The 11,584-nt window shown below is 45.4% G+C and carries 5 protein-coding genes; 1 reads left to right on the top strand and 4 read right to left on the bottom strand.

Going from position 1 to position 11,584, the window contains the following annotated elements:
• Positions 1–155, top strand: a 155-nt coding sequence (locus tag AC1D7X_RS21330; protein ID WP_495476091.1) for an IS3 family transposase, incomplete at its 5' end; no start/stop codon positions are given.
• An 86-nt stretch (positions 156–241) separates the two neighbouring features.
• Here AC1D7X_RS21330 and AC1D7X_RS21325 read toward each other — a convergent pair.
• Genes AC1D7X_RS21325 through AC1D7X_RS21310 form a run of 4 tightly spaced genes read right to left on the bottom strand, consistent with a single transcriptional unit; the run spans position 242 to position 11,564 of the window.
• Complete coding sequence (locus AC1D7X_RS21325) at positions 242–973, bottom strand: 4'-phosphopantetheinyl transferase family protein (protein WP_495476087.1); 732 nt, start codon at positions 971–973, stop codon at positions 242–244.
• The gene (locus tag AC1D7X_RS21320; protein WP_495476086.1) at positions 970–1,863 is read right to left on the bottom strand and encodes an MBL fold metallo-hydrolase; all 894 of its coding nucleotides are present in this window, start codon (positions 1,861–1,863) and stop codon (positions 970–972) included. Before AC1D7X_RS21320 ends, AC1D7X_RS21325 begins: the two co-directional genes overlap by 4 nt.
• On the bottom strand, positions 1,860–6,692 hold the full coding sequence (locus AC1D7X_RS21315; RefSeq protein ID WP_495476085.1) for a type I polyketide synthase: 4,833 nt from the start codon (positions 6,690–6,692) through the stop codon (positions 1,860–1,862). The genes AC1D7X_RS21320 and AC1D7X_RS21315 overlap by 4 nt, the downstream gene beginning before the upstream one ends.
• A 3-nt stretch (positions 6,693–6,695) precedes the next feature.
• On the bottom strand, positions 6,696–11,564 hold the full coding sequence (locus AC1D7X_RS21310) for a type I polyketide synthase (RefSeq protein WP_495476084.1): 4,869 nt from the start codon (positions 11,562–11,564) through the stop codon (positions 6,696–6,698).
• Positions 11,565–11,584: the final 20 nt, after the last annotated feature.

Here is an 11,584-nt window from a genome sequence, read left to right as displayed (position 1 = left end):
TTAAAACGGAAAAACTTTATTTGCAGAAGCCAGATAGCGAGGAAAGTGCTCGAAAACTCATTGCAGAACACATCGAATACTACAATAAAGAGCGATTCCAGAAAAAATTAGGCGACCTCTCCCTGGTAGAATACCGTGAAGCGATCGCTGCTTAACACTCTCTTTTATTACTGTCTACTTGACGGGGCTATGACCAATTGGACTGTAGACCTCCCCTTTTAATATGCGATCATCATCAAATTTAAGAACATGAAGCGGCAGTTAGAGTACCATATACCTCTCTCCAATCCAGCATCATCGTAAGCTCCGGAAGCTCTGAACTTTGCGCACACACAGCCATACGGTATGCCGGATCTAGATCATATTGCTTAAAATGATGAACAGGTACTTCCTCTCCTCCGATGAATTGGATATCATTCTTGGACATTGGAACTACACTGAAACCATCAAGTGGTAGAGATAGGCCCATTCCTACCGCTTTTATATAGCTTTCTTTTAGTGTCCACAGCTCATAGAAATAGGCTTCTCGCATGTGTTCCAGTTGCTTCATTAGTTGATCGTATTCAACTCGTGCAAAAAATCGTTTGGCAATCTCGATATCAATTGGCTGAATCAGCTCAATGTCGATCCCGATCGGCTGTGAGGAAGTAGCACAGACAATCCAATCTCCAGAATGAGATAGATTGAATTGGAAGTCTGGTACGTCCTTAAGACTCGGCTTGCCATAATCGTTAAATTCAAACCTAATCTGATTCCCTGACAAATGAAGCTTCTCCTGGATAATTCTCCGAATCATTAAATCACTGAAGAGGGACCTGCGAGCATCCTCTGGAAACCTAAATCGACATATTTGCCGTCTTTTCTCCAAAGATACATAACGAAGAAGTGCTTCAAATGTTCTAGAATTTAGCCTTTCGGGAAGGTGAAGACAGTAAACCTCTAGATCCTGCTTCAATGAGAATTGCTGCGTCATGCAGGTCCCTCCCTTTGAACTTCAAACTTCGTTTCCATGTAGGCCGCCTTCAAGTGATCATCTACCCAGAACGGTGTGCCGTGGCCCGGATAAACAAGTATATCTCCCTTCATCCGGCTGCACAGCTTCTGATAAGATCTCATCAGTTCAAATGCATCACCTGTAATGGGCCCTACATGCTCATCATTTTGGCTAAACAGCATATCGCCAGAAAATAGCTGAGCATTCATTCGAATACATATACTACCGATCGTATGACCTGGTGTATGAACAATCTCATATTCATATCCACCCACCTTAAACGTCTCACCTCCGCCAACCGTGATATCAATGGGACGGAATGTTCGGATTTGCGAGAATAGGAAGGAACCGTTTAATACCGATTGAGATAATGCGGGCTCATCTTGACGGTGAAGTACGATAGAAGCCCCTGTTGCCGCCTTTAGCTCCTCCATCGATCCCATATGATCGAAATGTCCGTGAGTGATAAATATATACTTGATCTTCGCTCCGCTCTTTTCAACGACTGGCCATATTTTATCAAAAGAGGAACCGGGGTCAATAATGACCCCTTCTCCATCACTTACTACCAGGTAGCAATTCGAGCCCATTGGACCATGGGGTATTGCCTCCACTGTAGGTCCCTGAAGTTGACGATGTGGGCGCTTCGCGGATAGCTTTCTTCGTTGCTGCGTAAGATGCATCCAGTATTCCTGCACATCCGTTACTTCTTTAGACTGGCCACTGCACGCGTCCAACGCGCTGTCTACTTCATCCATGTTTACAGCATTACTTAATGATTTAAGGATCAGAAAGGCTGACTCCTTGGATAAGGACTGGTTTCGTACACACTCCAAAATGAATACTTTTAACGATTCTTGTTCCTTCATTCTGGACTCCCCCCTTCTGAAGCAACCACCGCCATTCCATCCTCAATCGTAGCTTCGCCTTGAGCTAATGCATCCAGCATACCCATCAACAGCTCATCATTTACAGCCTCAGGTTGCTGTTGTGAATCGATATATTTCGCCTGTTCTACGATCGATGAATACGTAAAAATGTCCGAAACTTCCATCATACCCGGATAGGCGGTATTTATTTCCTTAAACAATTGAATGGAGAGAATCGAATCTCCACCTAAATCATTAAACTGGTCAAATACATTTACTTCTTCCAGATCCAATGCCGCTGACCATAACTGGGCAAGCCGAGTCTCGGTCTCAGTATAGGAATCTTTACCTTTAATTTGAACATCTTTTGGAGATGCCTTCTTCATTTGCGCCGTGTTTTTGTTCACAAAGGCACGTGAATGCTTATCGAGCTGTGCCATGATATCCTTTGATACTTTGAAAGGTAGCGTCGAATCCGAGCGAATAATGGCTGGGAAATTCACTTCACCTGGCAGTAAACGAGTTACCTTGAAACTCAGAACTCCCTCCATAATCTCAATGGCATGAGCAGTCGTAATCGGCAGGAACAGGCCTTCTTCATGTGCCGTACCATATTCCACTGCCATCCCTGTTTCTTTCCAAGTTGGCCAATTAATTGAAATCGTACGTAACCCTTTGCGATTTCGATAAGCCGTAAAGGCATCAAGGTAGCTGTTAGCCGCCGTGTAATCACCTTGACCTGGTCCACCCAAGAGAGAAGCGATGGATGAGAAGGAGATAAAGAAGTCTGGTTGATCTTCCGTGGTCAACTGATCAAGTATCCATGTTCCTTCCAACTTCGGACGCAGAACATTCGTAAAGGTCTGTACCTCCTTCATAATAATAAAGCCATCGCCTGCAACTCCTGCGGCATGAATGATTCCATTAATACGTCCGTATTGTTCATGAATGCCATCGATGGCATGCTTCATTTGCACAGGATCAGCAACGTCAACAGCCAGACATATCACTTCTGAGCCCATTTGCTCAACAGCCAGAATATTCTGTAGCTTGACTGCTAGCTTAGAATTCCCTTCGGCCACTAAGGCTTCCCACTGTTCTCTAGGCGGAAGCTCAGTTCGATTGATGAGGGCGATCCGTACTGGCTTCTTGCCTGCCAAATACTTTGCCATTTCTAGCCCAAGACCCCCAGTACCTCCGGTGATCAGGTAAATTCCGTCTTCCTTCAGCTCCACGGGAGCTTCTTCAAATTCTTCGAAGCTAAGTCGACTAAACTCCTGCACATACCGTATTCCTTCACGATAGATCACCGCACTAACTTCCGTTGCTGTATTGATTTCACTCCGTAATAGATCTAATGAAGTCGCATCATCAACATCAATGCTCCGAGCTGCGATGGTTCCATATTCATCACGAAGCACTTTTCCAAGTCCCATAAGCGCTGCGTTATGTGGTTCAATTCTTGCCTCTTTACCCGTTACTTCATCCATATACTCTGTGAGGAGTACAAGATCGAGCGCTCGACCTATTTTTCCAGCGAGGAGTGCTCTTGTGAGGTGGAATAAACTGTATACGCCGCTATTCAAATGCTCAGATAGCTCGCTGGCTGATGCTACTGGCTCTCCATCAGTTAACGTAAACGCATGAAGGATTTGGGTAAAAGGAATGCTGCGTACCGCAGTAATCAATTGCTCATAGTCAGCACCTTGATCCGAAATAACATAATGATGACTCGAAATTTCGCGGAAGGATTCGCCGCTATCCACTTCAATCACTTCTACATTAGATGCCCTGAATCTCTCCACCAGTGCATCTGTCCGACCCTTCCTATCCTTGAGTACCAGTATACTTGAATGCGTAGAAGTCTCCTTCTCTACTGGTAGTGGGTCGGATACCCAGCGAGTCTGATGAAGATGATTATTCCCTTGATTCTCCATTCGGAACTTCATTTGTTCCATAGCTCCCATTCGCTTAATCGAATAGTCTTGAATCTCCGCAATAATCCGTCCGTCTGTGCCCGTGAGCGTAATATCATAGGATATCGTTGCTTTACCCTTGGTATCTCCGCCTTTCTTGCGGAAATAGCTATATAACGTCTCCGGCATCCGTCCGTAGATATCGAACTGCTTGAAGGCAAATGGAAGATATACATCATCGAGAAATTTAATCATCGGATTTACAGCATTATCAAGAATGGATGGATGGAAATGAAATTGCTCCATTTCTCCTACATACTCGTCTCTCAGCCTCAGCTTCAAGAGCACTTCACTCTCGTCTTCATTCGTCTGTGCTTCAACGAGATTATCCCAATGATAGCCGAGGTAGAAACTTTTGGCCTCTGGATTAAACGCTCCAATTGGCTTATCGATGGTCATTCTTGCACGAACTTCGTTAATATCTAACACGCGGTCAGTAGATGCTTCAATAGGATAAGCCTTACCTTCCGAATGGATGACCCATTGGTCTTCATCCATGCCGGACTTACTAGCAATAATAAACTTCACAAATCCCTGTTCCTTTTTCACGATCGCCTGTACTTTTTTAACTTCATCCCCTGTAATCACCAGTGGTGTCATAAAATAAATATCTCTAAGTTCGAGGCGTGACGTTCCTAGTACAGAAGAACATGCCTCTCTTCCCCACTCTACATACGTTACACCAGGTATGATTGAAGTACCCATGAACTGATGCTCCTTGAGCATCCAATGCGTTTCGATACTTAGATCACTCTCAAAAATGCTCTGATCAAGCGAATCCACCAGCTTCCGGTCCAGAAGCGGATGTAGGCGGGTTTTCTTACTTTGTGATACCTCATGCTGTTGGAATACTTTTGGCGATGCCCATGTCCGTATTCTTTCCAGTGGGTAACTTGGGATTTGAACTCTGGATCGATGTTGATTTCTATGCGCTTCTTCCCAATGAGGATCAGCCCCTTTAACATAGTTACGGCATAAGTCTGCCGCGAGTATTGGATCCTCATCAAAAGAGGATACGGATTGTTCAAGTCGTGAACGTGTTGCTGTTGAGAGGCGCTTCAGCTCTGCTGCTGTGATCGTTCCTGCTTCCAATGTACTTTGGTTCACAGAGACGATTTGATGAAGAGCGTAATAGATACCCTCCTCTTCTCTTGAATACAGTCCTTCGTCAACCAAACGCTTTAATTGTTGCTGAAGCTCTGCAACCGAGCGAGCCTTCAGTGCAACCCGATGTGTATAATGTCCTCTACCTGTATTTGAAGTAAAGCAGGCGTTGCCTAGATCTACCTCAGGATTACGTGCGAAGAAATCTTGATATCGCTTAACGTAATCATTGAGGACCTGCTCGTTCTTAGCTGAAATGGTGAGAATCCCGATGGTTTCAGCTATTGGGGAAGGATTCTCCTGACGACCAACCTCAGGTGCTTCTTCCAGAATGACATGCGCATTGGTACCGCTGAAGCCAAATGAGCTAATCCCCGCTCGGCGAGGATTCTCTCCCTTATTCCAATCTGATAACACATCGTTTACATAAAGCGGCGATTCTGGGAAATTGATATACGGATTCGGCTCATGAAAATTAATCGTTGCTGGAATCTGCTTGTGCTTCATGCTCATCACTACTTTTACCAATGCTGCAAGTCCAGAAGCTGCTACGCTATGTCCAATGTTTGTCTTCACTGAACCAATTCCACAGAACTGCTTCCGATCAGTAAATTGGCGGAACGCATTCGTGAGTCCTTTAATTTCAATCGGATCCCCTAGCGACGTTCCCGTACCATGGGCTTCAACATATTGAATCGTATCTGCCGCAACTTCAGCATCCTTCCAAGCTTGCATGATCACTTCCTCTTGGGCCTTCGCATTGGGAGCTGTAATTCCGTTAGATGCTCCGTCGTTATTAATTGCACTCCCTTTAATAACAGCATGGATCGGGTCACGATCAGCCAGCGCCTTCGATAACGGCTTGAGCATGACTGAAATAATGCCTTCGCTCCAGACCGTACCGTTGGCATCTTTGTCGAACGTACATACAAGACTGCTATCCGATTCAACCATACCTAAATCCATGGGTCCGCTATCTTCTTTCATCGCCATGTACTGCACCTGTACCCCACCAATCACTGCCATCTCACATTCTTTGTTTCGTAATGATTGACAGGCGTGATGCAAAGCAACCAACCCCGCAGAACATGCAGTATCATACACAACACTTGGGCCTTTCAAATTAAATAGATACGATAATCGGCTGGACAGCAGGCCCGGCCATGATCCGGTAAGATGCATAGGGTCCGGTTCGGTCATCAATCGATACATGGGTAAGGTCGCATGATCTTTTCCTACAAATACGCCAGTTTGTGTTCCATAAATACGATCTCCACCATATCCAGCATCTTCGATGGCCTCATAAGCCGTTTCAAGGAACATTCGATGCGCAGGATCAATATATTTAGCTTCACGAGCAGAAATTTTAAAGAATGGAGCATCAAATTTGTCGATTTCTTTCAAGAATCCACCGACACCCCCAACCATATCCTCTACATCCGTTCCTTCAGGAAGAGACTTTCCAATCATGAAATCCATGACACTATCGTTTCTCAAGGCTTCGATCCACTCATAAGCCCGGTTGTCAGGAAAATCACCAATTACCGTTTTCTCCTGTTGCAAATTGTCCCAGAATTCCTCGATGCTCCCAGCACCAGGAAACTTTCCTGCCATGCCAATGATGGCTATATCTTCATGCTCTTTGCGTGCCGAGAAGGTAGTAATCTCCTTGAGCATCGCTTTGGCATCCTGCTGAGACAACTGCTTATTTGCTGTTTTCTCCAATATAAATTGCTTGACCATTTGCATATGCTAACCCTCCGATACCAATTTACTTGCTTCCTCCGGCGTAATTTCCCCGCTGATGACCCTCGCAAGAAGAGCATCTACTTCATCATCCACATTTATTTCTTGCTCTGCATTTGCCTGTGAGACAACGTTATTCCGTGAGATTTCCTTGTGCTGTAAAGAATCTAAGTACTCGGCCATTTCAACCACACTCGGATAACTGAAAATATCTGAAATATCCACTGTCTGAGGAAAATGCTGATCCAATTTGCGGTAAAGCTGGGCTGCGAGGATCGAATCCCCCCCCATATCATAAAAACTTTCGTAAACGTCCAGTTCCTCGAGGCCGAGCACAGAGGCCCAAATTTGAGCTACCTGCTGTTCCAGTGGAGATACGTCAGTCTCTGATTTACCCGTTAAGGTTAATACAGCCTGTGTATCCTGATTCGTATACTGGAGCGGATCGGATATAGCCCGCTTACGCCTGATCCCACTCTCCACCTTGCTGGTAAATCGGAAAGGAAGCTGGTCAATCAGATTAGCCGTCGTTTCCATGTCGAGTTCCCCGGCAATAGCCTGAGGTACTCCACTGTGTAACAATAGATCGAAATACTGAATGGCCTTGTGAGTACCAAGAGATTTCCACACGGCGGGCGCATCATGCACACCGTAATTCACTGCCATCCCCGTTTCTTTCCAAGCAGGCCAATTGATGGACAATGCTGGCTTACCCTCCAAACGACGATGATGTGCGAATGCATCCAGATAGCTATTGGCTGCTGTATAATCCCCCTGTCCAAGTCCTCCAGTGAGTGCTGTAACGGATGATAGCAAGACGAAAAAGTCGAGATGATCCGAATTTACATACTTATCTAGAATCCAGGCTCCTTGAATCTTAGGTGCTAGAACATTTGTAAATACCGCAGCCTCTTTACGCAATATCATGCCGTCCCCAGCAACACCTGCAGCATGAATGACACCGTGGATGGGTCCGTAGTTTCTGCTTACTTCCTCCAGCACGGAGACCATTTCAGCTTCATCGGACACATCTGCACGGTAACAATGAAGCTGACTGCCATTGTTCTCAATCGCTTGAAGCCGTGTAATTCGAGCTGACATCTTATGATCTGTACCTGCATCCATGATTCGTTGCCATTCTTGTCGCTCTGGGACAAGTGAACGGTTGATCAGAATCAGGTTAACAGGTGCCAGCGAGGACAAATAGCTTGCCAGTTCTAATCCAATACCACCTGTACCACCTGTAATCAAATACGTACCGCCAGCCTTCACAACAACCTCATGATCTGCGCGTGTGTTCTGTTTCAGCGGAGCGATCTCCAGCGCATAGCGAACTCCATCACGGTAAGCTACATGAAAATCACGCTCATCCGGAAGACCATATAATTCTTGCTCCATACTTACTTCAGGAAGCACTTCATCCATATCCATACATCTAACTTGCAGATTAGGGAATTCCTGATTTAGAACTTTTCCTAAGCCAGCCATTGCAGCATGATATGGACGAATGACTCTTTCTTTGCCATCGACAACAACAGCTCCTGATGTCACGACAAGCCATTCTAGAGGAAGCTTCCATTTGGCTGCGGCAAATGATCTAGCGAGATGAAATAAACCATATACGCTACGTTCCATCTGGAGCGCAAGCTCAGTTCGCTCATCCGCATGATCTGGGCCAGATAAGGCTCCCAAATAAATGAAGTGGCTGACTCCAGCTTCTCTGACGTCTTCCCACATCTGATTGAGATGCTCCTCACTCAAGGATAGAGAATAAGAATCATCACTTATCTGTTTGTATTGCTCCCCTTCAACAAGTTCAATGACATGTCTGCCTCTGGATCGAAGTAATTCAGATAGTGAAGATCCAATGCCCTGATCATCCATCCATATAAGTACCGTTCCGGTTACTTGTAGCTCATTCGCCAAAGATATCGGAGCAGGTACCCAGCGCGGCTGATAGCATTCTGCTGAAGAAACAGCTAGACCTCTTTGATCATCAACTCTTTTAATCGTGTAATCATGAATGCGTACAAACACCTTGCCAGCTTCGTCCGCCATGGTAATATCAAATGTCTCAGTTTCCCCGCCATGCTGCTCCGACTTTTTAATGACATAGCTGTAAAATACAGCTGGCGTTGGACCTGATACGCTAAAGGATTTATACATATATGGAAGGTATGTACCACCGCCAAAAGCGACATTAGCCGCATTGGCTGCACAATCCATAAGCGCAGGATGAAGCGTATAAGCATCGAGATCTGTCAAATACGGATCCGGTAGCATGAGCTTAAGAAGTGCCTCATTCTCACCGATAAATATCCGCTCGACATTATTCCAACGAGGGCCGGTATCAATCGCTCCTGTTTGAAGATCGTCGTAATCAATCACTCTTTCCGTCTTGCAACGAAGCTTTATTGCCTCAAGCGACAGAACTCCCTGCTCTGAATCCGTCTTCTGTGGAGAGAGTGCCTTGATACTACCTTCCGTATGGGTAACCCAGTCTGCATTCTGATCGGTACGACTAACAATGGAAAAGGAAATTCCTCCTGCTTCATTCTTAGCCACGATCTGTGCATGCACCGTTTCGCCTGGCTTCACCATGAGAGGACTAAGAAAGGTCACTCCACTAAGCAAAAGTGAATGGCTCTTTAGTAGCCGATAACCAATTTCCCTTGCCATTTCTAAATAGGTCGTACCGGGAACGACGTAATTTCCTAGAACCTTGTGCTCATTCAACACCCAGTGATCATTCACATCAAAATCTGTGGCGAAGATGGTAAGCTGAGGTGTTTCAGCGACTAGCTGGTGAAGAACGGGATGCCAGTTCTTGTGATCCACAGCAAGCTTTAGGTTCTCCCTCTGTATCTTCTTAACGGGTACGGAGATCTCATCCTGTTGGCTTTGCACCTTGCTATTCCAGCTACGTACTTTGCGAAAAGGGTATGTTGGTAGTTGAACACGTCTATATTTGTGACTATTAAATAACAGCTCCCACTTCACCGTTGCCCCTTGAATGTATAGCTGAGCAATAGCTTGTAAAGGTTCTCTCTCATTCGGATCAATAAGAGCTTGCTGAATTTTAGAATCTGATTCTGCATCCAGTTCAGCTTTGTCTCGATCTGTCACTTCGCCAACTTGACGTGAACGTTTCACATCCGATACCTTCTTATGAACACCGTAATAGATGCCCTGCTGCTCAACTGTAATCAACGTCCCATCCATCAAACTTCTAATTCTGCTTAACAGCCCTTCTATCCCGTCTGTTATGATCGCTAAACGATGAGTATAGTGACCCCGTCCCGTTGTAGCCGTATAGCAATAATTTTCGAAATTCATCAAGTCCGGTTGACTATTGCCTATCGAATGGATTACCGATTCGTATCGCTTAAGCAGTTCCCAAATTCCCTCTTCACTTTGCGCGGAGACGGTGAATAGTTGCGGATAACCGAGTTTCCCGTTCTTGTTATGGCTCGAATATCGATCAGTCATATCCGGCGCCTCCTCTAGAACAAGATGACAATTTGTACCACTAAGGCCAAATGCGCTAATCCCACAGCGCCGTGGCCCTTCTCCAGATATCCAAGGTTGTAGCGTGTCGTTCACATATACGGGAGAATCTACAAAGGATATCTTTCGATTAGGTGTCTCAAATTGTATGGATGGCGGAAGCTCCTTGTGCTTTAAGGCCATCAAGCATTTGATAAAGCCCGCAATTCCGGCACAGTTATCCAGATGTCCAATGTTGGGCTTCACTGAACCAACGGCACAAAACTGTTTTCTCGTCGTGAATTTAGAAAAGGCACGTGTAATTCCACTAATTTCAATCGGATCGCCCAGCTTGGTTCCAGTTCCATGAGCTTCAATATATGAGATGGTCTCTGGATCTATATCTGCATCTTGCCATGCCTGAATAATTAACTGCTCCTGAGCAGCGGCGTTAGGTGTCGTAAGACCAGCAGAAGTACCATCCTGATTAATAGCACTACCCTTAATGACAGCGTAGATCATATCATTGTCTTGTAGCGCCCTATAAAGTGGCTTCAACAGGACTGCTCCTGCCCCTTCTCCAGAACCTGTTCCGTCTGAACGATCATCAAATGTCTTAGCCCGACCATCAGCTGCTTGGATACCAATCTCCCAACGCTTCTCTCCCCTGTAGGGAGTTAGAAGAATGTTAATTCCTCCGGCGAGTGCCATATCACATTCCTGATTACGGATAGACTGGCATGCCATATGTATGGCGACTAGCGCTGAGGAACAAGCCGTATCGATCATGATTGCGGGACCCTTCAAATCAAGCAGATATGCAATTCGGCTTGCCATGACAGAATGAATGTTGCTGGTGACGGAATGACCATAGTCATCAACATTTTGCAGCAATAAATGCTGCCGATAGCCATCATAGAAATCATTGCTATCACCTAAAAACACACCCGTTCGGCTACCGTTTATTTGATCCCCGCCATACCCCGCATCTTCCACAGCCGACCACATCGTTTGCAACATCATTTTCTGCTTCGGCTCCATCAGAGCGGCTTCTCTTGGTGATAAATGAAAGAAGCCTGGATCAAATTTGTCGATTTCCGGCATAAATCCGCCAATACTGTACTCCAGACCCTCTTGAGAGAATCCGTTGTTACGTAAAAATTCCATATATTCTTCAACATCGGCATGACGTTCAATCGGGAATTCACGATTACAATCGGTTCCACTGCGTAACATCTCCCAGTACTGATTTACATCCTCAGCACCTGCAAACATACCGCTAATTCCGATGACTGCTATTTCATGCTTCGATACTCTATTGACACTCAATGCGTTGTTAGATGATATATTATGATTATTCAGGTTTGCACCAATATGCTTAAAGCTCATGGTCTACCTCCTTTCATCTC

The sequence above is a fragment of the Paenibacillus sp. Y568 genome (assembly GCF_059445545.1).
Note: the sequence above shows the minus strand (reverse complement) of the source record. Positions and strands in the feature narration are given on the sequence as shown.